Consider the following 21,300-nt stretch of genomic DNA (forward strand, 5'->3'; position numbering starts at 1 on the left):
CTAATGCGTGTCACCCGGCGGTTCTGGCTCGCGCTCGCCGCTATCGGTTGCCTCCTCCGGGGCGGTGGGGTACTCGGTGCACCCCTGTTAGTCGCCGGGGCCGTCGGGCTCGCAGGCTGGCTGCTCACGATGCAGGTCGCGTTCGTCCGCGCTGTCTCCCGGCTAAGCGACGAACTCACCGTCAGTCAGTCGCTCGACCGGTCCCGGATACGGACCGGGGTCGAGACGACGTACACGCTCGAGGCAGCGGTCGATTCCCCCAACGGGCACCTCCCGCTGTCCGTCGAAGCGACGCTCCCGCTGGCGACGCGGATTGAGACGGGCCGGACTCCAGTGATAACCCTCGGCGGGTCGATGCAATCGTTTCTTGCTGGAGGCTGACGACTCGTTTAGCAGCGCGACTCAGTCGTCACCGTGCCGCTGCATCTCGGCCGACTCGTCGGGCGTCCGCGTACGGTCGCCGCTCGGGAGCAGCGACACCGGCGAGGCCGTCACGGACCCCGAAGCCGAGGGGATCGACGGCATCGAACGGGTCGCGCTTTCGTTCGGACTTAGCATCGCGCTCGTCCCTCTCATCGAGTTGGTGTTGAACTTCACGCCGTGGGGCATCCGCCTGCTCCCGATTCTCGTCTCGCTCAGCAGCCTGACGCTCGTGTTGACCGGCGTCGCAGCCGTTCGCCGCTGGGCACTGCCCGCCGACGAGCGGTTCCGCGTAGTACACCGACGTCGCCGAGTTACAGCGCGTCGAACGCGTTGGAAACGAGACGCGGGTGCAGGAACGGCGGGAACTGCGGCGCTTCCGGCCGACGCTCGGCCACAACGAGACCTGGCACCGCCAGCACGAGGTGACGCCGGAGATGCCATGGGAGCGGCTCAGGCTCCAGTACCTACTGTATCGCGGCTTGCCGCCCGAGACACCCGACCAGTCGACCGCGCACCGGGAAGTCCACCTCTGGGTGAACGTGACCGGCTGACCTGCGTTGGCACCGAGTCCAAAACGGATTGTCCCACTCCCTCTCGTTACGTGTTCCACCTGGCGAATTACTTTTCTCTTTCCAGTCCATTGATACAATAGTGTACCCCGCAGGCCACTTCCTCCTCGCAGCGGTCCCGCTGACGGCGTATACGGTCGCTCGGTGGCGTCGGCTCCCGTCCGGACTGGCGGTGTTCCTATTGCTCGTCGCGACGCAGCTCCCGGACGTAATCGACAAGCCGCTGGCGTGGACGTTCGCCGTCCTCCCCAGCGGGCGGATGCTGGCACACTCGCTGGTCGTCTCGCTGCCCGTGCTCACCGTGCTCGTACTGCTCGCCACCCGTCGTGGCTACGGGCGGTACGCGGTAGTGTTTTCGGCTGGCTACCTCTCGCACATCGCCGGCGATTTTTACCCGATGCTGCGCCTCGGGACGGACTACTACTTCTTCCCGAACCTGTTCTGGCCGCTGCTGGCGGCGAACCCCGACAGGTCGCCGTCGTTCGCGGCCCACGCTCCCGACAGCCTGCTCTCGCTCGCCATCCCGCTCGTCGTCTTCGGACTGGCCGTCAGTTACGGCGCCGTAACGATGTACCGGCGTCGCGAACCGATGGCGGCTGAAATACGATAGCAGCAACCCATCGGCGGAGGCTCGCTGCTCGAAAAACGACGACGGGCCAACGAGAGTCCCGCCGCGTCTACCGGCCGGCGATACCGTGCCCTGGAACACTCGGGAGCCACGGACCGGGGCTCCCGACGGCCTCATGCCTGGGTCGCGGATTCAATCGGCGTTTCGCCGCACTCGACACAGACGTACTCCTCGTCAACTGTGACCACAACAGGTGAGTTGCACGTGATGCACTTGAGCTTCGACGCGCGTGATCGTTTTGCGTAGTCCCCCATTATGTACCTTACGCATATATTCACTTGTAACATATAATAAAATTATGCGTCTCAGCAACATTTCGACCGCGGCCGGTTCCGTCCGACAGCATCGGGCGGCCGGATAGCGATGCGGGACGGAACTCGCGGCGAAGCCGTGTCGGACCCGCCGGCCCATGACTCAGTCCCGCCGCGCCAGGAGTCCGGCACCTAGCAGTGCTGGCACCGCGACGAGCACGGTGAACCCGGGGCCGCTCGAACTCGTGGTTTCGACCGAGTCCGGCGTGTCGGTCGCCCCACGTCGTCGGGTTGCTGGGCACCACTACCGGCAGTCGTGCCTACTTTGGTCTGGTCACCGTCGTCGGTTTCGGCCGCGTCACTACTGTTGCTATCGTCGCCCCGTCGTCTTCGCCACCGTCGCCGCTGTCAGTCCCGTCATCGCTGGAGTCGGTTTCGTCCGACCGTGACAGCGTGACCGTGCCGGCACTGGAGACGATTCCGTCGGACTCGTTACCGACTGCGACGTGGACGTACTGATACTCGTCATTCGGCCAGGAGTCAAGCGTCTGGACCGTCACGTTGGCGTCTGCACTGTCACTGACGACCGTTGCGGAGGCGTGGACGACATCACCACCAACGTCCGACTCGGCCTGGGAGGCGACCACGCCGAACAGCCCCTGTAGTCCAATTGCGGGTATCGACTGGTCCGTAGAGAGGTCGATGCCTGCGATTCTGCTGTCGCTGACCGTTGCGACGCCGCTGACGTTGTCGAAAGAGTTCTCGACGGAAACCTGGTCCTGGCTGAAGCTCTCGTTCAGTTCGCCGGACACCGTCACCGTACTCAACTGGCGCTGGAGTTCGCCCTGTCGCACCGAAACCACCGCGTGCATGGCGTTCTCGTCCTCGATTTCCATGTTGACGTTCAGAGTGGCATTGTCACCGGGATTGAATGAGTTCCCGGTCGGGGTGTTGTCCTGCATGTTAGCCTGTTTGATACCAAAGACAGTCACGTTCCTGTCAATCGAAACATTGCCCTCGCATACTCGCATCGCCCCTGCTGGTTGTTCGTATGTGAGACACGAGGGGGGATGCGCCATAGACGACGGACTGGCTTCTCTCTCATACGTTGCATGTGAGAATTGCGAGGGAAGACCGCTCCGTGCGAGTCTTCCGGCACCGGCCGGCCATTCGCCGGCAATAGACGATGGCCGCTCGCCGTGTGCGAGGGACCGCGTCGGTCCAACAGTGCGATGGAAGGGAGCGAACTGTGCGACGACGGGGAACCGCCGTGCATCGTTCGCCTCTTCCGCGTGCATCTTTCGGCGCCGCGGTGTGCGGCCCCTATACGATGCGAGGGAAGGGATTTGAACCCTTGGACCCCTACGGGAGCGGATCTTGAGTCCGCCGCCGTTTCCTGGCTTGGCTACCCTCGCACGCGTAGTGCATTCAGATACATGGTAGTGCGGTATAAATGTCGTACGGAAGCGACTCAGGGCCAGCCGGGCTCACAGCAACTGAACAAACGACACCAGATCGGACTGCTGTCGTGCGCTCAGATGGTGTCTGGGTTTCAGTGGCGATCATAGCTGACAGAACCGGTGGTTTGACCCACCGTGAACCAGTAGCGTAGGCATGGACGACCACACGCGCGACCCGACCGTCGAGGCCCCTGACGGGAACCCATCGGGGTGGCGAACCGACGGCCAGTGGGAACACGAGACGCTCAGACGGGCCGTGGTCCACGGCGTCCGCCTGTACAACTCCGGCGAATTCCACGAATCACACGACTGTTTCGAGGACGAATGGTACAATTACGGCCGTGGGAACACGGAGAGCAAGTTCCTCCACGGGATGGTGCAAGTCGCCGCCGGCGCGTACAAGCACTTCGACTTCGAGGACGACGACGGGATGCGGTCGCTGTTTCGCACGTCACTGCAGTATTTCCGTGGCGTCCCCAACGACTACTACGGCGTCGACCTGCTAGATGTGCGGACGACAGTAACGAACGCACTGTCGGACCCGTCGGCGCTGCACGGCTGGCAGATCCGTCTCGACGGCGAGTACCCGACGTGCCGACCAGAAGACATCGAATTCGCGGAGTCGCTCGAACACTGACTGAATCCGGACAATTCTAAAGGCTGGACGCGTTATCACGGGTAGATGCGAATCGAGCAACTGGGAGACGGGGTTCCAGAGGTGGCCGTCGTGGGGAGCATCCACGGCGACGAACCGTGCGGCCGGGACGGCATCGAAGCCGTCCTTGCCGACCCGCCGGAGGTCGAGCGACCGGTCAAGTTCATCATCGCGAACGAGGCCGCTCTCGAAGCGGACAAGCGGTATCTCGATACGGACCTCAACCGCTCGTTTCCCGGTGACGCTAACAGTGAGTCCCGCGAGACACGGTTAGCTGCGGCGATTACGTCTGAACTCCGTGACTGTACCGTGCTTTCGCTACACTCGACGCAGTCCTACGACGGGATGTTCGCCCTCGTCGACGAGCTCACGCCGGAGATGGAAACCCTCTGCAGTTTGCTTTCCGTGGACGCCGTCGTACAGACGAAAGGCGCAAACAAGGGACGAATGATCGCGACAGTGGACTCCGTGCTCGAAGTCGAGTGCGGTTATCAGGGCTCCGCGGAAGCCGCCGAGAACGCAGCGCAGGTCATCCGGGAGTTCCTCGCCGCAACCGGTGTTACCGCTGCGTCACCGCCACAACGGGAGACGGCACTGCCAGTGTTCCAGCTCGGTGAGCCGATTCCGAAGGCAGCAGCCGACCAGTACGAAGTGTTCGTCCAGAACTTCGAGCCGGTCCCCGAGGGCGACCCTGTGGCAGCGGCCGACGACGAAACCGTCGTCGCGGAGGAACCCTTCCACCCGGTCTTGCTCTCAGCCTACGGCTACGAGGACGTGTTCGGCTTCACCGCGGATCGGATCGGCGTACTCGAATGAGACGGCGTTCGGTCCGGCCCTGAGGGACTCTCAGGTCAGTCACCGCTCTCGGCGACAGTTTCGTAGGAAGTGTATTCAGTCTTGTCCGGGTCGACCGCCGCCGCGACTGCGTCGCGGAAATCGGACGGGGTTGCCGAGTCGGCTAACTCGCAGTGGTGGATACGTACTAGCACCTTGCCCGCTCGTTTCGACTCTCCGTCACGACTGCTGAATAGGCGACCCACGGTCGAAGCGGTACGGTAGCCCCTCCGCCAGCATCGGGCGTTCTAACGGGGGTATCGTGCGACGGATGACAGCGTTCTAGTCCGGACAGGTCAGTCCTCCGGTGTGGCCGAATCCTCCCTAGACTGGCACTGGCCATCGGTGTCGGCTAGATGACAGGCAGCGCGGTGACCGTCCGCGATAGCTACTGTTCGCGGTTTTTCGCGAGCACACACTGTCGGGAACGTTTCGACGAGTCGTTCGTGTGCGCGGTCGACCTCGCCGTCGAGAACGAGGTCGAGTGCCTCTTTCACAACCCTGTCAGCCCGGCTATCGCCAAGCGTCTCTGGCATGTCGAATTCATCGCGGATCGCCTGTCGAGTCTGGCGGTCTGTGACCTCCTCAACTGCGATGCCGGTCTCGGCAGCGACGAACTCCCGGACTGGCTCGTGGTCGATTCCCTCTTCGTCAAGTCGCTGTCTGAAATCGAGTACTGCCCGCCAGATGGACTGCTCGAAATCGTATGTATCGGGCGGGATGACCTTCGGACACCGCGTGTGGAACCGACAGCCACTCGGTGGGTCCGCCGCCGACGGCACGTCACCGGAGAGCGTAATCCGGTCGCCCCGCGCTCGTGGGTCGAGTGTCGGTATCGACGAGACGAGCACTTCCGTGTAGGGGTGTGACGGTGCGTCGAACAACCGCTCGGTCGGCGCACTCTCGACGATCTCGCCGAGGTACATCACCGCGATCCGGTCACAGATTTCCCGGATCACGCTCATGTCGTGGCTGATGACGATGACGCTGAGGTCGAACGCCGACTGCAGGTCCCGGAGCAGCGAGAGGATGTCAGACTGGACCGAGACATCAAGTGCACTCGTCGGTTCGTCGGCGATCAGCAGGTCCGGGTTCAACACGAGCGCCCTGGCCAGGGCGATTCGCTGTTTCTGCCCCCCGGAGAACTCGTGGGGGTATCTGTCGATATCATCCGCGGAGAGGCCCACCCGTTCCAGCAGGTCCGACACCACTTCGCGGCGTCGCTCTCGGTCCGTCACGCCGTGGATGACGAGCGGTTCAGCGACCGAATCCCCGATGGACATCCGCGGATCGAAACTGGCGCTCGGGTCCTGAAAGATCATCTGTGCGTTCCGCCGGAAGGCCTTGAGTTCATTATCGTCGAACGCCGTTACCTCCTGCCCGTCGAACCGAATCGATCCGGCGGTCGGTTCGACTAACCGCAACAGCGCCCTGGCGGCGGTCGATTTCCCACAGCCGGATTCGCCGACGATACCGACTGTCTCCCCGCGCTCGACCGTCAGGTCGATGCCGTCGACGGCTTTGACCCGGCCGACCTCTCTGTCGAGAATACCCTCTGTAATCGGGAAGTGTTTGCAAAGGCCCTCGACTTCCAGCAGCGGGGGCTCATTCATCGGTGCGCTCACCCGCGTGCCCGTTCTGTAACACGTCCGGATCGCCGTTCGGGCCGTAGTGGATACAGGACGCCGCCTGTCCGACGCCGAGGTCGTGCAGGGGCGGCTGGTCACCGGTGAAACAGGCGTCCCGGGCGTACGCACAGCGGTCGGCGAACCGACAGCCCGCCGACACGTCGTGGAGGTCGGGGAGCCTCCCGGGAATCGTGTCTATATCCGTGCCTCGCCCGGGGAGACAGTCGAAGAGGGCTCGCGTGTACGGGTGGGCCGGTGACTCGAACACGTCGTAGACGCTCCCGCGTTCCATTACAGCCCCTGCGTACAGCACGACGACCCGGTCGGCCACCTCGGCGACGACCCCCAGGTCGTGTGTGATGAGCAGAATCGACATCCCGAACTCCGACTGGAGCCGCTGGAGGAGGTCCAGCAGCTGAGCCTGGATGGTCACGTCCAGCGCCGTCGTCGGTTCGTCGGCGATCAGGAGGTCGGGATTCGCCGCGAGCGCCATCGCGACGGCGACCCGCTGTTTCATCCCGCCGGACAGTTCGTGTGGGTAGGCGTCGTAATGGCTCGACGCGTCGGGAATGTCGACCTGGTCGAGCAGCGTCACCGCGCGCTCTTTGGCCTCGGCTTTCCCGATATCCTCGTGTAGCTGGATCGCTTCGCGCACCTGCCACCCGACCGTGTAACAGTGGTTGAGGGCGTCCTGTGGGTTCTGGAACACGTGTGCGATGCGGTTCCCCCGGACCGCCCGCAACTGCCGCTTCGAGAGCGACACCAGGTCGCGCCCATCGAACGTGACCGACCCGTCGACGATTCGGCCGGGCGGCATCGGAATCAGTCGGGTTAGCGTTTCTGCCGTCACCGTCTTGCCGCTCCCGCTCTCGCCGACGATACACACCGTCTCGCCCCGGTCAACGTCGAAGGAGACGCCGTCGACGGCCCGGAGCCGCCCGGTGTCGGTCTCGAACTCGACGGTGAGGTCCCGGACGGACAGGAGCGGGGCACTACCTGAGGTTCTCGTCGCAACCTGGCGCTGGTCGCTCATGTGTTACCCTCCGAGCGCGGGTCGAGGGCGTCCCGCAGCGCATCGCCCACGAAATTGAACGCTAGAATGGTAAAAAAGAGGAAGACGCCGGGGACCGTCGAAACCCACCACGCCGATCCGAGGTCGGACCGCCCGGCTGCGATGGTCTGCCCCCAGGACGGAATCGTCGGGTCGCCGAGCGAGAGAAACGCCAGGCCGGCCTCGAACAGGATGAGTCCCGGAATCAGCAGCGTCAGGTTGGTGATGACCGTTCCCGAGACGTTCGGGAGGATGTGGCGTCGGATGACGTGTGTCGCGTCCGCGCCGGCACAGCGAGCGACCGCGACGTACTCGTCTTCGGACCGCTGGAGCGCTGCGCTCCGGACCAATCGGGCGGTGCCGCCCCAGCTGAGCAGCCCGAACACGAGAATGAACATGAGCAGGCTCCCGCCGAAGAGATAGATGAGAAGTATGTACAGCAGGAACGAGGGGAACACTTGCTGAATGTCGACGTACCGCATCAGCACCTCGTCAGCCAGACCGCCGAGATAGGCGGCCACGGTCCCGACGGTCGCGCCGATGCTGATGATGAGAAACGACGTGATCAGGCCGATTCGGATGGAGACCCGCATCCCCAGAACGACCAGTGCGAGGATGTCCTTGCCCTCACCGGTCGTCCCGAGAGGGAACGCCCAGCTCCCGTAGCACTGCCTGTTCGCCACCCGACCGGCGCACTGTAACGGAACCGAGTTGTCGACGGCCACGCCGACCGGTGGCTGATAGCCCTGTATCAGTTCGACCGACGGTTTCCCGACGAGCAGCGGTCCGAACAGTCCGAGGGTAAAGAGGATCACCAGATAGCCGAGGCTGACGACGGCGGCGCGGTTCTTCCGGAACTCGCACCAGTAATGGGCAGCCATCCGCCGATTGGTCCACAGCGGGGCGATGACGTAGAAGCAAAACAGCAACAGCGACAGCGTGAACAGCCAGTCAAGCTGCGTGATGTCCCAGCCGTCGCGCAGCACGGGGTTCGGTTCGAAGAGGGGTGACTGACGGAGATAGTCGTAGACGAACAGGGTCGCGAGCACGAGGAGCGACGCGAGGAAGCCGGTCGTCTGCCGGGTGAGCCCGACGCCCCGGTCGGCGTCCCAGTCGATGTCCTCGAACTGACGGCGGGGCGTATCCGAACTCATTAGCGATCACCGTAGTCGATTCGGGGGTCGAGGACGGTGTACGCGATGTCCTGGAGGAGATTCCCGATGATAGCGATGAACACGCCGATCAGCGTCGTTGCGAGCACGAGCGGCGTGTCCTGGTTCTGGATCGCACGGAAGCTCAACTGACCCAAGCCGGGGATGCCAAACACCACCTCGACGAGATACGAACTGGCGATGAACAGGCCGAGCAGGTCGGCGACGAGAATCGTCGACAGCGGGACAGCGGCCGGCCGGAGCACGTGTCTGAGCAGTATCCGTCGCTCCGAGGCTCCTTTGGCCTTCGCCGTCTTCGTGAACGTCGCCTGGACGTACTCCAGCGCCTCCGCCCGGGAGTAGCGCGCGAGACTGGCAATCGAGCCAGTGGTCAGGACGAACACCGGCAGGATGAGCTGTTTGACGTTGGCCAGGCTGAACACGGGGACGTCGGGGTCGAACACGATGGGGACGAGGTCGAGGTGGACGCCGAAGATGACGAGCAGGATGATTCCGAACCAGAAGTTCGGGATGGCGTAGCCGAAAAACGCGACGAACGTCGCCGCGTAGTCGAACTTCGAGTACTGGTGGGTCGCCGAATACAGTCCGACTGACAGTCCGAACACGACGGTCAGCACCGTCCAGGGCACCGAGTACATGACCGTGTACGGCAGTGCGTCCATGATGGCCGCGGTCACCGGCTGGCCGCGAGAGGTGCTGTACCCCCAGTTGAACGTCGCCATGTTCGTCATGTAGTCGACGTACTGTCGCCACAGCGGCCGGTCCAGCCCCCGCCGCTGTTCGTATGCTTCCCGTGCGGCTTCCGCGTCACCGCCGGAGACGGCCGCCTGGAACTGAATCGAAGCGAGCGCCTGTTCCTGGGTTAGGAGCAACAGCGCCCAGGTGATCGAGAGGATGATGAACGTCGCGACGACGGCCCAGAGCAACCGGCGGACGACGTACCACCTCATCTATCGAAGTAGTACCGCTGGTAGTCCCATCCACTGGCGAAGGTATCGCTCGGCCCGACGAGGTGGTCCTGTGCGCCGGTGATGTCGGACTCCATCAGCAGGAATCCGAACGGCTGCTCCCGGGCGATCTGCTGGAACACCTGCGCGAACAGCTCCTGACGCTCGGCCTCGTCGACGGTTCGGGACGCCTCCGCGTACAGTTCCGGAATGTTCGATTCCGGGACGTAGCCCGCGTAGTTGGCGTTCCCTCGCTCCCGGAAGAACGTCGCGCTCGAACTCGGCGTTCTCGGGTACGTATTGAACCCCAGCACGACCGACATGTCCCACGGCTCCTGACTGACGGAGACGTCTCGCGGCCCGCCGTTGAACGTGCCGGAGCTCCAGGGGACGTCTTCGCCTTCCGGCGGCGAGTTCGACGCGTACTGTTGCTGAAACGTGTTTCCGGGGATCGTCTCGATCTGGATACTGATCCCCAGATTGGACTCGATCTGCTGGCCGACCAGTTCCGCCAGGGTCTGGTTCGTGTTGCTGGCCGAACTGGCATACAGCGAGAGCGTCACGGGGTCGCCGTCTGGATTGAGTAGCGTCTCCCCGTCGTACTCGTACTGTGTCCCCTCGATGCCTCGCTCCATCCGCGTTCTGGCCGGTCCCGAGCCCTGGAGGTCACCGGTCCCGAACGTGTACTCCTGAATTCCCTCCTCGACGTACCACTTGGAGAACCGCGGTTGCATCGTGTACGCCGGTTCCGCGAAGCCCCGATAGAGGTTCTCCGCGAGCGTCGTCTTGTCGACAGCACAGACGAACGCCTGCCGCACCGGAATCTCCCGGAACAGTTCCCATCCGTTCGCACGCATATTGTATTTTAGCGCCTGGACGAACGGCTGTGGCTGCACGTAGACGTCGATGTCTCCGTTGTCTTGGAACTCCTGTGCGTTTCGCGGCGGGATGCCGGCAATCGTCACCTCCCCGTTCCTGAGGGCGTTGAGCCGCGAGGACTCTTCGGGAATTACCTGGACCGTGTACGATTCGAAATACGGGACGTCGTCCCACTCCTCGCCCAGGTCCTCAACCTCGCGGAGATAGTAGTCGTCGTTTCGCACGGTGACGTACTGGGACTCGCGTTCCCACTCCTCGTACGTGTACGGGCCCAGATTGCCGGTGTACTGGAGCGTGTTGATCTCCTCGTCCTGCCGGAGTCCCTCCGCGTCCCTGTCCGGGACGTACTGTTCCAGAATGCCCTTCGGGAGACACGACTGCCCCCACATGATCGGTTTGAGCGGAAACGTCGGGTCGACCTCCGGGAGCCTGATCTCAAAGGTGCGGGTATCCACCTGCTCGACTGGGATCGGCTCGCCCTGCCGAAACCAGTCTCCGGCGTTCGTGTACCCCGCCCAGTTGTCTTCGCCCTGAAAGACGTTCGTGATCATGTACACCCAGTCCTCGGCGGTCATCTGCCCGTAGCCACCGCCCCACTGGAGGTTGTCCCTGAGCGTGATCCGGTAGGTCTGTCCGTCCTCCGTCGACGGTTCTGCCCACAGCGGGAAGACGTTCTGGTCGTTGTCGATTGCCCAGGCGCTGTCCAGCGTGAGGTCGACGTACGCTCCGGAGGTCGTGTCGTTGGTGTACAGCCAGTTCAGCGAGTTCGCGTCCGACCCGGCGACCGACGTATACTCACCCGAGACGGTCCGCGAGCGCGCAGTCTCCGTTGCGTCCGCCGCGGCTGTGCCGCCGCTGTCACTGTCGTCGTCACGGTCAGTCTGTTCCGCGTTCCCGCCGAGAAACCCATCACACCCCGCGAGTGCTGTGGCCCCGCCGACGCCGAGCACGTGCAACAAGTCTCGCCTGTTCGGTCGGTAAAGCCCACCCTGGTACTGATCCTCGGGTGACATTAACTATCATGATGTGTTCAGTATGAATAAGTATCACTGCTATTTTCGTGGACGACGTATTTTCATCAATATCTTAGAATACATAACACATTTATTTCAAAAATCGAATCTTATCGCTGCTTCTGTATCCATCTCCCCTCTTGGACTGGTCCAAGTGGTCCCGCCTGCGCCAACCAGAGTTGCTGGTGTGATACCCCGTGGTGGGATTCCTCCGCGTTCTCTTGCTAACGCCGCAGGGTCAGTCCCACGGGGTTGAACACGTCAGCTTCGAGCAGCGGCTTTAATTTGGTGTCGATAGCGGCGTACAACCACTTACTGTCAAACTCGATTTGATTCTCGTCGCCCCGGGCTTCAATAGTACGGCTAACGGTCCGGAGCATAACGAGGGCGCGGTGGCTCATAGCAAGGTAGTCGTCCAGCGCGTCGCAGGTCTGGGTGGTGTAGACGGTCATACCCCGCGACGTTTCGGAGGCGAGTAAAGCTTTCATAGCGAAACGCAATCGTCTCATTCGTGGACAGCATCTCAGTCCTCGTCGTCCGTTGCTTGATTCGTGCCATCCTCAGCCGCTTACTCACAATCAGCCTCGTACTCTACTGTCCGCTTCGCCGTCGTCTCTGCCCAGACGCCGTCGCCGTCTGCTACCACGTTGAAGTCGATGATCGCAGTCGAATACGTACTATCGGAGGAGTCACACTCCAGCGTGACCGTCCCGTCAATATTTTCACCTACACCTACGTTTTTTTCTATGATTGGATTGCTACTGGAATCTGCCGTCAGCCCACCAGTGACAGTGAAATATATTCTGAAATCCACGACTTCAGCAAAATGATTGGCGACGGTGACGAACTCGACTTCCTTTGTCCCGTCAGTGGGATCGACCGTTTCATTGGAATAATCCAGCGACATGTACGCGCTCTCGTCGCCGACCACATCGACGGTCACGGCTCTGTCCGCATCCACCGAACTGAATCCCCCACTGCCCATCCCCAGGCCAGCGCTGGCCACCAGTACGCACAGGGCTACGAACACTTTACGCATTCTCCACCTCCGGTGGTGCCTCGCCTGCGCCCACACGCATGCGGCGCGTGAGGAGATAGTGTGATGCCGACGAGACCAGCAACGCCGCGAGGAGGAACACCGTCCAGCCCATGTCCGGAATCACGGCAAACGGCGCCACGCCGAGCCAGGACAGCGTCACCAGAATCGTCCCGATAGCGCTGAAGCCGATGTAGTAGAAACTCCACGGGATGTCGTAGCGGTCGACGACCTCCAGATACACGTCGAGCTCTTGGGCGGCATCGGTGATGGTCACCTCACCGGCCCGCTGGTCGAACTCGACGGCACCTGTCTTGTCCATCTTCGGCAGGTGGAACTGCTGTAGCGACGTGTAGACGGTCTTGCGCTCGCTCGCCGAGATGTTTTGAATCCGCGTGTCGTTCTCCCAAGCGGCGATCTGTTCGGCGAGGTCGGAGAGCGTCGCCGGCCCCTCGGTGTCGTGGAGATAGTGGAGAATGTAGCGCCGGCGTCGGTTGCTCAACATCTCGAACATCTCGTCCCGCGAGAGCGTCTGTGGCTCGTCGTCTTGGAGCGTCTGTTCGTCGATCTGTGGGGATTCTGCCGCCCCGGCTTCTGCCTTACTCATGATGTCCACCCCCTGGCGACCGCAGCAGCAATAGTCAGTGATCGGTTCGTAACATGAACAATCAGGTTATAATGTGATAAGCGTTTTGCATGTAAAAGTTGGTAAGTCTGTAATAAGAATAGAACAGCCTATGTTTCGAGAGAACTCCGATTCTTGGCTCTGGCCCGATATTAGCTGACCCGTTACCGCGGTTCTGATGGCTCGTCTTCGCCCACGATACACTTCTGGTACGCTTCACGGAGATGGTATTTCGCCTGGTCGTCATCAGTGGCTTCAAGCGCCGTTTGCAGCAGTGTCTCCACCGCAGTTGGCGAAGAGTCGTCGATGTGTGGTGGCTCTTGCATCGGATATAGAAGTAGTATCAGAGTTGTCTCCACTTCGTATCCTGGTTGTTGAAGAGATGCAATAGCTGATTGAATCTGTATCAATCAGTGTAATATCTGATTCAAAAGCCTCCTAATACCGAAAACCACTCTGTAGCCCGACGCACTCAGACTCTCAGGTTCGAAAATTACGCTCCACAACGGTGGCAAGGAAGATGGTCAAGTCCGTGCTCTACGCTTTTCCCGGGTATATTTCAAGTAATCAAACAGTGCGATACGCCAGTGAGCAGTGCTACGGCGACTGTTTGAAGTTTCAAGGCGCTACTGGTTCGCGGCGACTGATCGGTTAAACAGTGTATACTGGGCTTCAAAGGGCCTATTCGGGGGTGTCAAAGAGATTACTACAATGCCCCTAGGGGTGATGGACTCAAGTAGCACGTTCGACCCACCTGCGGTGCAATGGGGGGTGGGAAGGCGTGCGTTGAGACAACTATGAACCGACGAAAGTTCCTCATCGGCGCAGGATCGCTCGCGGCCGGCTCGGCCGCTGCAATGGGTACTGGTGCGTTTAGCTCAACTGCTGCAGGACGATCGGTTTCCGTTTCTGTGGCAGGAGATCAGAATGCTTACTTAAGTATAGTTCCTGGCGACAGTCCTCACGCGTACACTGAGGGAGGGGAACTGGTGTTGGACTTCGATGGTAGCGAAGTTTCTGGCGAAGGTCTGAATACGAACGCATTCATTAAGTTTAATGATTTATTCGAAATTCAAAATAACAGCGGAAACAAAATCGCATTGTGGCTAGACGATGGTGCTAAGAATGCCCCCGATGTGAACAACGGATATGATGCTGACTTCATACAGCAACTCAGCGGTACGAAGCTGAATCAAGACTGGCGGTTCTTCTGGTCATTCGCTCGTGAGGATCAACCCGCAGCATACGATCCCAATGGAAGTGATGACTTAGGTAATGAGTTCGAATATGGGCTTGATGATAACGGAGTTCTTGCACCCACAAACGTTTCGGCTGGTCCACAGGGCATTTTTAATCGAGCAGGAAAGCATCCAGCAGTTCTTGAATCCGGTGATAATCTGAGTATTAACTTCCAAATCAACACGAAAGCCAGTGCTGACGGAAATCCTCAGGCACCAGATCCAAGTGAGATTACTGATGTCGGTGGCGAGATTGTGCTAAACGGATACTCGAAAGAATTCGCGCAGGATCTCCAGAGCTAAACGGATCCCCGGCTCCACACTTAATTTCAAATAATGAAAAGAAGAGAATTACTCCTTGTTTTGGGTACGATGACGGGATCTAGTGGAGCTCTAATGGGTTCTGGAGCCTTCTCAAGCACCGCAGCCGGTCGTTCGGTTACGGTCAGCGTAGCTGGTGATATGGAAGCATATCTTGGTATTGATGAACTGGGTTCGGGAGGGAGAAGCACGATCGATAATAACACGCTCGAACTCTATTTCCCTTCACTTAGTGAAACCAGTTCAAGAACAGGAGGCGACCCAGACCTCGGTCTTGGTACAGACTCAGTATATTACTTTGATAAAGATGCTGAAGAAGGAATAAATGGGGTCAATGGACTTATACAACTCACTAACCGGAGTGCAAATCCAATAAAAATTTACACCAAGGAGGATCCGGATAACAGTGTAGATATTGAATTATACGATGTGTCAGATGTGAATAGAACCCCCTTAAGCGATGATCCTCCAGAGTTAGCGGTCGGTTCCAATATTCGGCTCGGAGTCAAAATAGATACGTCCGGAGTGGAGCCAGATAGTTTGAATGAGACATTGACAATTATTGCTAACTCAGTCTGACAGAGGTGGGGCGCCATCAATATCACACCCATCCGGTATACTTACGCTTCGACTCCGCCGGTGAATCTCGGTTCCGAGGGAGAACTAATTCATGATGAATAGATCGACGATTTCCAACATAGAAACGTGATCACTCCCGGGTTCCGCTGCTTCGGTGGTGAAGACGCTCTTTGACCACAGTTCAAACACCGGAATACAATACCTATACAGCGGCTACCGAAGGTAACGAGCGGCTTGGCCGCGGCGATACTGATGAACAGGACGGCACCCCTCGTCGTGATTGCCCTCGTCACAGCCGTGCTGCTCGTTCCGACCGGCGCGGTGCCGTTCGGAACCGACGCGGTGAACGAGGACCTGGTCATGGCGCCCGCCGAGGGGCCCAATGGCGAATACGCTATCCTGAACGAGGACGAGGAAATCGAGCTGCTCCTGACTGGCGCGAATCCATCGGTCGACGGTGACGGCCTTGACGCGAACGCCATTACGCCGCTATCGAGGGTGTTCACGATCACCTACACCGGCGACGGGGCCGCCGAGGTCTGGCTGACCGACGACAGCGAAGACGTGCGGTTCTACCGCGGCGACGATACCGACGACTCGCTCGAAGGGGAAGACAATAGTGTCACACTTGAACCGAGTGAGTCCCTTGCGGTCGGCTTACTGGTGGACACGCGTGGCGACCACGATGTCGAAAGCGCAGATACGTTCACCGTCCACGCCGAGGAATCGGGAACCGGCGACGATGACGACGACGACACCGATGATGCCGGTGACAATGACGATGGTGACGACGACGACGATGCCAGTGCCGATGCCGACAGTGACACTGATGATGCCGGCGATGGCGAGGACGACACCCGAATCGAGACGCCTACGCCAGATCCGTCGACCGAGACTGATGAAGAGGCGTCGCCGTCCGTCGGACAGGGCGAGGCCGACAGGACCCCGGCGCCGACTGAGACGGTTGAGCCCGGAGGCGGAGCGCCGCCGGACAGCGGTGGCGGACCACCGCCAGACGACAGTGACGGGCCATCCGACCTCGGAGGTATCGGGCTCGGCGCGCTGCTGACAATCACTGCGATCATGATTGCCCTCCCCAGTAGCCTCGCGGTGTATCGCTGGTACAGTTAATTGTTGGGACCATTTCGAACTTAGCGTCGCCGCAACGGTGCTGTTTCTGGCCTCCCCGCTGCGAAGTTCCCGCTGCCCCTATCGACGGCGGCAACGTATTGGAACCCTCGTTCATCTGCTGGGCCACGCGCTTGGGTTCATCGGAAGCTACGCCATGACAGTCGTGGAAGCGGCACTGCTTCAGGGGGATAGTGTCAGTTCGGTACTTATTTGTCAAATGAGACGTTGATAGTTCAACGATGGGCCTACGGAGGGGTGGAGAGCTGGTTCTAGAGGCGGCATTGATAGTGTTCCTCGTCTCGATGATACTCGGGCAAGTGCTTGGACAGCCAGTGTTGCTCGGCTTCGTCACCTCCGGCAGTATGGCGCCGACAATAGAGACCGGTGACGGGTTCGTCGCGATTCCGGCCGCCCTTGCCGGCCCCGTTGAAGAGGGCGACGTGGTGACGTTCCGCGCCGAAGAGATACAGGGCGGTGGGCTGACGACCCACCGCATCGTTGAAGAGACCGATCGGGGGTACATAACAAAGGGTGACGCCAATCCGTTCACCGACCAGGACGGCGATGAGCCGCCGGTCAAGGAGACACAGATAGTCGCCATCGTTTGGCAACCCGGCGGGACCGTGGTAACCGTACCTGGCGTCGGGGCCGTCGTCACGGGAACCCAGTCCACGCTTCAGGAGATACAGCGACAGATCGCCGCCTTGGTCGGCGCGCGCTCGCTGCTGGGCACGCAAGGACTTGCTTACTTTGTGGTGGCCCTTTCGGTGGTCGCGTACGTCGCTGACATACTGCTGAGCGACGACAGGAAACGGGAACGGGAGCCCGAGCGATCGACTGGTACGAACGTCCGACTCATCGTCGCTGTCTTCGCCGGGGCGATAGTGTTGTCGGCGACGGCCGCAATGGTAGGGCCAGCGGGGCCACAGGAGTTCGGCGTCGTCAGCGCCGAGAGCGACTCGCCCGGCCCCCGGGTCATCGAGCAAGGGACAAGCGAATCCGTCCAGTATATCACGCCCAACGACGGGTTCGTCCCAGTAGTCCGGTACGTCGAGCCCGTGACTGAGGGTGTCGAGATCGAGCCTCGAGAGGCTGTCGTGCCCGCTCGCTCGTCAGTCAACGGGACGTTGACGCTGACCGCCCCGCCTGAGACAGGGTACTACCGGTACTACGTGGTCGAACACCGGTACCTGCTCGTTCTCCCGCAGTCGACTATCGAAACGCTCCATGCGGTCCACCCGTGGCTGCCCATCGTTGTCATCGATGGGCTGCTAAGCGGGTCGTTCTACCTGCTCTGGGTAGTCATGGTTGATAATGGACGCATCCGTCGACGGACGCGCGACGGGCCGTCACGGTTAGACCGGATACTGTCACGAATATGACTAGGATGCTATCAAATAGTTATGAGTTCAGAGTTGCCAGGTTCGGAGGAGCGGGTGGGGAGTCGGACAGAGGGGGGACAGCATAGATGAGTGAGCGCCGGACGAGAGCCCGCATCCTGCTAACGGACAATTTCGAACTGGTCATACTCGCACTCCTAGTGGTGGCCGGCATCGGTGCGTTCGTGACCTACACGACACACATCGACCCCGGGACGACCACCGAAGAGCGGCAGGTGTCCTCGTGGGAATCCACCGGGGAGTTCTTCCACCGGGCGACTGTCCAGAACGACACTGAGGTGTACGCGCAGGGGACGGTGCTACACAACCAGTCGGTGTACTTCCAGCAACTGACTCCGGAGCTCGACGGCGTTTTCGCCTATGAGTACACCGCCAGTGACGGAGGTAACCTTTCCGTCGAGACGGATATTACCCTCCGTTTGCAGTCCGTCCAGGCCGATACGGAAGGGAACGACACGGTCTATTGGGAGACTCAGGACCGGCTGGCCACCGACACCGAGGCGGGCGTCGGGCCTGATGAGCGCGTCAGTGTCCCGTTCCGCGTGAACGTGACCGACGCCGGCCGGCGGTTGGCGGCTATCGACGAGCAGTTCGGCGGGACGCCCGGGGTGAAACAGGCGCTCCTCGTCGCCGAGGTGACCGTCTCAGGTACCCGGAACGGCTCGCCAGTCGACCGGACACGAACGTACCAACTCCCCCTAAACAGTCAGGGGTCGGTCTACCGGGTCGACGACCCCGGTACCGTGGTCGCGTCGGATAGCCGAACCGATCAGGTGAGTGTCCCGGCAGAGTACGGGCCGCTCCGGTTGGCCGGCGGCCCCTTCCTATTCCTGGTCGGACTCGCCGGCCTGAGTGCAGTCGGCTACTACCATCGAAACGCGCCACCACTCACTGAGACCGAGCGGACCTGGTACGACTACCGACAGACACGGGCGGAGTTCGACGAGTGGATTACGACCGGGCGGGTGCCAGAGGAACTGTCCGAGCACCCGATCGTAACCACGGCATCCCTGTCGGGTCTGGTTGACGTGGCAATCGATACTGGCGAGCGCGTCATCGAAGACGAGGACCGGAGCGCGTATTTCGTCCTCGGGGAAAGCCACTGGTACCGCTACGAGATGCCGCCCCAGCCGGAGCGGAGTGACGAGAAGTCATCAAACGACGATGATAATTCCGGAGCCCAGACAGATGAAGACGACGCCGAGACGCCGTCGGACATACTCGACGCCAGCACGCCGACCCGCGACCGCTGACATCCCGTGTGGCGTATTTTTGCGCTGATGAAGGCTTCAATCACAGTTCCCACCGTGTCGCTATTGACGGCTCAATTGAATCCACAGACGGCGCCGGGATAGGTCGTTAGAATCACGGGTATGAAGCGGGAGAGTAATGTTATGCACAACACCCTCTTCCGCTTCGTGAAGCAAGTGGCTTCGCTCGCTCAAAAGCTTACTGACGCTGCGCTGATGGAACTGAGTGATCCAGCCGGCAACGGGTTTGCCGGCTGGAAGCACGCAGTCTTGCTCTATCTGCGCGAACACATGAGCGCGGAGTACGAGGAAATCATCGACTGGGCCGAAGAGATGGAACGTGTTCGAGCGGTATTGAATCTTCAACGCGGGGAGTTTCCCGCGCCTTCGACGCTGTGTAAGGCGTTCAAACGGGCATCGATGACTGTCTGGCGACAGCTGCTCCGCCGGTCGGCGGAGCTGCTGGACCAGAATGGTCACGCCGCAATTGATGCCACCTACTTCGACCGTCAGCAGGCATCGTCTCACTACTTGCGACGGATTGATCGTTCCGTCAAAACGATCCAGACGACGTTTCTCGTAGATACAGCTGAGGGAGCAATTCTTGACTTACACTGCAGCACGAAGTGGCCTGACGAAACCAAGATCGGCCCGAAGGTCGCCCTGCGGAACGCGGGCGACCTTCGAAGCTTGGCCGCTGACAAAGGCTATGATGACATGAGCTTCCGTGAGGAGCTTCGAAACGCCGGGATTCGTCCGCTGATAAAGCACCGTGTTTTCGCTCCTGGCTCTTACATAACTCAGCGAAACACGTTGACGACGAAGCAGTCAAGAAGGCCGTGTAGTGGTGCTCCAGCGAGGTTTAACGTCCGTACGAACCCGTAGGTTCGGACGGACTGCTCCAATCCAGGCTTGGAGAGGCCGCGGAACTTCTGTAGCCATGGATTCACTAGCGACCAGAGGCATTCGACTTGGTTGATGTGGACGCCGTCATCAGTGACAAATTCTTCGGAGTGAACAACGGTCTGCTCGTTCTTGTAGACGAGTGGCGCGTACCCGCGCCACCCGTCGTGCCAGACCTCATCCAGTTTCCCTGAGAGAATCTCTACCTCATCAAGTGCTGGTTTGAGTTCTTCCGGTTGAGCACCTGGCTCGGCGCGAATTACACGAAGTACATCACGACAGGCACCGATCAGCGTCATGGTATCGCCAGGTGCTCCTTCCCACCGTGATCGCCCCCCTTCCCCAGAGCCGCCGCGGGAAAGCCCATCCCGCGGCGGCGTCTGTCCCTTGTAACCAGAGCACTTGTGGCCGGTTTCGTCGATCTGAGTTGGGCCGTCGATAGCGTGTTGGATGCGCTCCCAGACGAGGTAGAAGCCGCGCTGGAAGGCGGCTTCTACCTCTCGAATCGTGGAATGAACCGTGTCGTAGACCGCTTCGAAGAGCTGGGTGATTTGGTGGATGCTGAGAAGTGTGTCGGCATAGAGGACGAACGCAATGACGATTTCGCCAGGAGAGAGAGTGCGGCCTTCGAAGGGCGTGTTGCGGGTGTAGGAGAAGACATAGCGGCAGTTGGTGCACCAGACCCGGGGACTGCCGTCCCCGGACTGGATGGCGGTTTCACCACACTCCGGGCAAGGAGCTTGTTCCCATGCCTGCTTACAGCGCCGCTCGATTTCCTCATCGAGCGGCTCTGGGCGCAACACTATTGACGTGAGCTCAACAATATCCTGTAGCATCCCGCCGAAGGCTGTTTGATTGTACATAGCAACTAGCCTACGGCGGGATGCTGTAATTCTCGGGGTACTGTTTCACTCAGTTCGGTAAGAGCCTCGCTCCTTACGATCACGCACACAACGCCCGAATAGACGACGAGCTCTATGGTCAGCGATCACAGACCGAGTCCGTCAACTCCTCAATCAAGCGCTCGCACGGCTCCGCCGTCCGAGCGCGTGACTGGTTCCGCCAGTTCCGGGAGATAACGCTCATAGCCGGCGTTTACAACGTGGAGCAGGCAACTGAACGCTGAAACGCCGAAATTCGCCGGATTCAATTGAGCCGCTCGAACAGATCATCGATCAACTGGAAGACGGTGACGTTTCGCTGGAACGGGCAAATGAACTCCATGCCGAGGGGACGGAACTGATCGCCGAACTTGAATCCGAGCTGGCTGTCGGGGATGGCGAGGTTATCGATCGGTAGAGTGTCTC

The 21,300-nt window shown here is 60.5% G+C and carries 23 protein-coding genes, 1 tRNA gene and 4 pseudogenes; 13 read left to right on the forward strand and 15 right to left on the reverse strand.

Features of this window, described 5'->3' with window-relative positions:
• Window positions 1–3: 3 nt before the first annotated feature.
• The 3 genes and pseudogenes from BDK61_RS09875 (at window position 4) to BDK61_RS09885 (ending at window position 1,602) form a co-directional block, all read left to right on the forward strand.
• Window positions 4–381 carry a hypothetical protein gene (locus BDK61_RS09875; protein WP_244209750.1) on the forward strand — a complete coding sequence of 126 codons (378 nt, stop codon included), beginning with the start codon at window positions 4–6 and terminating at the stop codon, window positions 379–381.
• Between the two features lie 103 nt (window positions 382–484).
• Window positions 485–974, forward strand: a pseudogene (locus BDK61_RS09880) (DUF1616 domain-containing protein); the annotation flags it as partial.
• Between the two features lie 97 nt (window positions 975–1,071).
• A complete protein-coding gene (locus BDK61_RS09885; protein ID WP_121303924.1) occupies window positions 1,072–1,602 on the forward strand; it encodes a metal-dependent hydrolase in 531 nt (176 codons plus the stop codon).
• A gap of 131 nt (window positions 1,603–1,733) precedes the next feature.
• Here the strand turns inward: BDK61_RS09885 and BDK61_RS23375 are convergent, their stop codons facing one another.
• The 4 genes from BDK61_RS23375 to BDK61_RS09900 form a co-directional block, all read right to left on the reverse strand.
• Window positions 1,734–1,874 carry a hypothetical protein gene (locus BDK61_RS23375; protein ID WP_167467370.1) on the reverse strand — a complete coding sequence of 47 codons (141 nt, stop codon included), beginning with the start codon at window positions 1,872–1,874 and terminating at the stop codon, window positions 1,734–1,736.
• Window positions 1,875–2,034: 160 nt separating this feature from the next.
• Complete coding sequence (locus tag BDK61_RS23825; RefSeq protein ID WP_244209832.1) at window positions 2,035–2,091, reverse strand: PGF-CTERM sorting domain-containing protein; 57 nt, start codon at window positions 2,089–2,091, stop codon at window positions 2,035–2,037.
• A gap of 100 nt (window positions 2,092–2,191) precedes the next feature.
• Complete coding sequence (locus BDK61_RS09895) at window positions 2,192–2,833, reverse strand: hypothetical protein (protein ID WP_341866874.1); 642 nt, start codon at window positions 2,831–2,833, stop codon at window positions 2,192–2,194.
• A 369-nt stretch (window positions 2,834–3,202) separates the two neighbouring features.
• Window positions 3,203–3,286 (reverse strand) — tRNA-Leu (locus BDK61_RS09900).
• Window positions 3,287–3,485: 199 nt separating this feature from the next.
• On the opposite strand from BDK61_RS09900, the gene BDK61_RS09905 reads away from it, so the two are divergent.
• Together BDK61_RS09905 and BDK61_RS09910 are read left to right on the forward strand one after the other, a co-directional pair.
• Window positions 3,486–3,968: a DUF309 domain-containing protein gene (locus BDK61_RS09905; protein ID WP_004961103.1), complete on the forward strand. Its 483-nt coding sequence runs from the start codon at window positions 3,486–3,488 to the stop codon at window positions 3,966–3,968.
• Between the two features lie 45 nt (window positions 3,969–4,013).
• Window positions 4,014–4,802 carry a M14 family metallopeptidase gene (locus BDK61_RS09910; RefSeq protein WP_121303135.1) on the forward strand — a complete coding sequence of 263 codons (789 nt, stop codon included), beginning with the start codon at window positions 4,014–4,016 and terminating at the stop codon, window positions 4,800–4,802.
• Between the two features lie 35 nt (window positions 4,803–4,837).
• Here BDK61_RS09910 and BDK61_RS23380 read toward each other — a convergent pair whose 3' ends face one another.
• The 10 genes and pseudogenes from BDK61_RS23380 to BDK61_RS23385 all read right to left on the reverse strand — a co-directional run bounded on the left by BDK61_RS23380 (window position 4,838) and on the right by BDK61_RS23385 (window position 13,497).
• Window positions 4,838–4,975 (reverse strand): hypothetical protein, encoded by a 138-nt coding sequence (locus BDK61_RS23380; RefSeq protein WP_167467344.1) that lies wholly within the window; start codon window positions 4,973–4,975, stop codon window positions 4,838–4,840.
• Window positions 4,976–5,116: 141 nt separating this feature from the next.
• Window positions 5,117–6,433, reverse strand: coding sequence for an ABC transporter ATP-binding protein (locus tag BDK61_RS09915; RefSeq protein WP_121303136.1), 1,317 nt, complete (start codon window positions 6,431–6,433; stop codon window positions 5,117–5,119).
• Window positions 6,426–7,481 (reverse strand): ABC transporter ATP-binding protein, encoded by a 1,056-nt coding sequence (locus BDK61_RS09920; RefSeq protein ID WP_121303137.1) that lies wholly within the window; start codon window positions 7,479–7,481, stop codon window positions 6,426–6,428. Before BDK61_RS09920 ends, BDK61_RS09915 begins: the two co-directional genes overlap by 8 nt.
• Window positions 7,478–8,653 (reverse strand): ABC transporter permease, encoded by a 1,176-nt coding sequence (locus BDK61_RS09925; RefSeq protein WP_121303138.1) that lies wholly within the window; start codon window positions 8,651–8,653, stop codon window positions 7,478–7,480. Before BDK61_RS09925 ends, BDK61_RS09920 begins: the two co-directional genes overlap by 4 nt.
• Entirely contained in the window at window positions 8,653–9,621 is a 969-nt protein-coding gene (locus BDK61_RS09930) for an ABC transporter permease (protein WP_121303139.1), read from the reverse strand. Before BDK61_RS09930 ends, BDK61_RS09925 begins: the two co-directional genes overlap by 1 nt.
• A complete protein-coding gene (locus BDK61_RS09935; RefSeq protein WP_121303140.1) occupies window positions 9,618–11,510 on the reverse strand; it encodes an ABC transporter substrate-binding protein in 1,893 nt (630 codons plus the stop codon). The genes BDK61_RS09930 and BDK61_RS09935 overlap by 4 nt, the downstream gene beginning before the upstream one ends.
• A gap of 228 nt (window positions 11,511–11,738) precedes the next feature.
• A pseudogene (locus tag BDK61_RS24475) lies at window positions 11,739–11,851 on the reverse strand (IS6 family transposase); the annotation flags it as partial.
• Between the two features lie 227 nt (window positions 11,852–12,078).
• Window positions 12,079–12,549, reverse strand: a complete 471-nt coding sequence (locus BDK61_RS09945) for a hypothetical protein (protein WP_148709130.1) — start codon at window positions 12,547–12,549, stop codon at window positions 12,079–12,081.
• Window positions 12,542–13,153, reverse strand: coding sequence for a DUF7344 domain-containing protein (locus BDK61_RS09950; protein ID WP_244209752.1), 612 nt, complete (start codon window positions 13,151–13,153; stop codon window positions 12,542–12,544). Before BDK61_RS09950 ends, BDK61_RS09945 begins: the two co-directional genes overlap by 8 nt.
• Before the next feature lie 182 nt (window positions 13,154–13,335).
• Entirely contained in the window at window positions 13,336–13,497 is a 162-nt protein-coding gene (locus BDK61_RS23385) for a hypothetical protein (RefSeq protein WP_167467371.1), read from the reverse strand.
• A 471-nt stretch (window positions 13,498–13,968) separates the two neighbouring features.
• On the opposite strand from BDK61_RS23385, the gene BDK61_RS09955 reads away from it, so the two are divergent.
• The 6 genes and pseudogenes from BDK61_RS09955 to BDK61_RS09980 form a co-directional block, all read left to right on the forward strand.
• Window positions 13,969–14,712 carry a hypothetical protein gene (locus BDK61_RS09955; RefSeq protein ID WP_148709131.1) on the forward strand — a complete coding sequence of 248 codons (744 nt, stop codon included), beginning with the start codon at window positions 13,969–13,971 and terminating at the stop codon, window positions 14,710–14,712.
• 33 nt (window positions 14,713–14,745) lie between these two features.
• Window positions 14,746–15,309, forward strand: coding sequence for a hypothetical protein (locus BDK61_RS23015; protein WP_148709132.1), 564 nt, complete (start codon window positions 14,746–14,748; stop codon window positions 15,307–15,309).
• Between the two features lie 252 nt (window positions 15,310–15,561).
• Complete coding sequence (locus BDK61_RS09965) at window positions 15,562–16,440, forward strand: hypothetical protein (RefSeq protein ID WP_148709133.1); 879 nt, start codon at window positions 15,562–15,564, stop codon at window positions 16,438–16,440.
• Between the two features lie 239 nt (window positions 16,441–16,679).
• Window positions 16,680–17,822, forward strand: a complete 1,143-nt coding sequence (locus BDK61_RS09970) for a signal peptidase I (protein WP_121303145.1) — start codon at window positions 16,680–16,682, stop codon at window positions 17,820–17,822.
• Between the two features lie 86 nt (window positions 17,823–17,908).
• Window positions 17,909–19,093 (forward strand): DUF5305 domain-containing protein, encoded by a 1,185-nt coding sequence (locus BDK61_RS09975; protein ID WP_121303146.1) that lies wholly within the window; start codon window positions 17,909–17,911, stop codon window positions 19,091–19,093.
• A gap of 120 nt (window positions 19,094–19,213) precedes the next feature.
• Window positions 19,214–19,876: pseudogene (locus BDK61_RS09980) on the forward strand (IS5-like element ISHma10 family transposase); the annotation flags it as partial.
• A 14-nt stretch (window positions 19,877–19,890) separates the two neighbouring features.
• On the opposite strand, the gene BDK61_RS09985 reads toward BDK61_RS09980, so the two are convergent.
• Window positions 19,891–20,856: an IS1595 family transposase gene (locus BDK61_RS09985; protein WP_121302811.1), complete on the reverse strand. Its 966-nt coding sequence runs from the start codon at window positions 20,854–20,856 to the stop codon at window positions 19,891–19,893.
• Between the two features lie 68 nt (window positions 20,857–20,924).
• On the opposite strand from BDK61_RS09985, the pseudogene BDK61_RS09990 reads away from it, so the two are divergent.
• Together BDK61_RS09990 and xseB are read left to right on the forward strand one after the other, a co-directional pair.
• Window positions 20,925–21,119, forward strand: a pseudogene (locus BDK61_RS09990) (transposase); the annotation flags it as partial.
• A 23-nt stretch (window positions 21,120–21,142) separates the two neighbouring features.
• Window positions 21,143–21,292 carry an exodeoxyribonuclease VII small subunit gene (gene xseB, locus BDK61_RS23830; RefSeq protein WP_279629721.1) on the forward strand — a complete coding sequence of 50 codons (150 nt, stop codon included), beginning with the start codon at window positions 21,143–21,145 and terminating at the stop codon, window positions 21,290–21,292.
• Window positions 21,293–21,300: the final 8 nt, after the last annotated feature.

It is taken from the genome of Haloarcula quadrata (assembly GCF_003634715.1).
GTDB lineage: Archaea > Halobacteriota > Halobacteria > Halobacteriales > Haloarculaceae > Haloarcula > Haloarcula marismortui.

Excerpts from the sequence above, each read along its gene's own strand:
- BDK61_RS09875 (WP_244209750.1), top strand. The coding sequence starts at position 4 with ATGCGTGTCACCCGGCGGTTCTGGCTCGCGCTCGCCGCTATCGGTTGC.
- BDK61_RS23375 (WP_167467370.1), bottom strand. The coding sequence starts at position 1,874 with ATGGGGGACTACGCAAAACGATCACGCGCGTCGAAGCTCAAGTGCATC.
- BDK61_RS09895 (WP_341866874.1), bottom strand. The coding sequence starts at position 2,833 with ATGCAGGACAACACCCCGACCGGGAACTCATTCAATCCCGGTGACAAT.
- BDK61_RS09905 (WP_004961103.1), top strand. The coding sequence starts at position 3,486 with ATGGACGACCACACGCGCGACCCGACCGTCGAGGCCCCTGACGGGAAC.
- BDK61_RS09910 (WP_121303135.1), top strand. The coding sequence starts at position 4,014 with ATGCGAATCGAGCAACTGGGAGACGGGGTTCCAGAGGTGGCCGTCGTG.
- BDK61_RS09915 (WP_121303136.1), bottom strand. The coding sequence starts at position 6,433 with ATGAATGAGCCCCCGCTGCTGGAAGTCGAGGGCCTTTGCAAACACTTC.
- BDK61_RS09920 (WP_121303137.1), bottom strand. The coding sequence starts at position 7,481 with ATGAGCGACCAGCGCCAGGTTGCGACGAGAACCTCAGGTAGTGCCCCG.
- BDK61_RS09925 (WP_121303138.1), bottom strand. The coding sequence starts at position 8,653 with ATGAGTTCGGATACGCCCCGCCGTCAGTTCGAGGACATCGACTGGGAC.
- BDK61_RS09930 (WP_121303139.1), bottom strand. The coding sequence starts at position 9,621 with ATGAGGTGGTACGTCGTCCGCCGGTTGCTCTGGGCCGTCGTCGCGACG.
- BDK61_RS09935 (WP_121303140.1), bottom strand. The coding sequence starts at position 11,510 with ATGTCACCCGAGGATCAGTACCAGGGTGGGCTTTACCGACCGAACAGG.
- BDK61_RS09945 (WP_148709130.1), bottom strand. The coding sequence starts at position 12,549 with ATGCGTAAAGTGTTCGTAGCCCTGTGCGTACTGGTGGCCAGCGCTGGC.
- BDK61_RS09950 (WP_244209752.1), bottom strand. The coding sequence starts at position 13,153 with ATGAGTAAGGCAGAAGCCGGGGCGGCAGAATCCCCACAGATCGACGAA.
- BDK61_RS23385 (WP_167467371.1), bottom strand. The coding sequence starts at position 13,497 with ATGCAAGAGCCACCACACATCGACGACTCTTCGCCAACTGCGGTGGAG.
- BDK61_RS09955 (WP_148709131.1), top strand. The coding sequence starts at position 13,969 with ATGAACCGACGAAAGTTCCTCATCGGCGCAGGATCGCTCGCGGCCGGC.
- BDK61_RS23015 (WP_148709132.1), top strand. The coding sequence starts at position 14,746 with ATGAAAAGAAGAGAATTACTCCTTGTTTTGGGTACGATGACGGGATCT.
- BDK61_RS09965 (WP_148709133.1), top strand. The coding sequence starts at position 15,562 with ATGAACAGGACGGCACCCCTCGTCGTGATTGCCCTCGTCACAGCCGTG.
- BDK61_RS09970 (WP_121303145.1), top strand. The coding sequence starts at position 16,680 with ATGGGCCTACGGAGGGGTGGAGAGCTGGTTCTAGAGGCGGCATTGATA.
- BDK61_RS09975 (WP_121303146.1), top strand. The coding sequence starts at position 17,909 with ATGAGTGAGCGCCGGACGAGAGCCCGCATCCTGCTAACGGACAATTTC.
- BDK61_RS09985 (WP_121302811.1), bottom strand. The coding sequence starts at position 20,856 with ATGTACAATCAAACAGCCTTCGGCGGGATGCTACAGGATATTGTTGAG.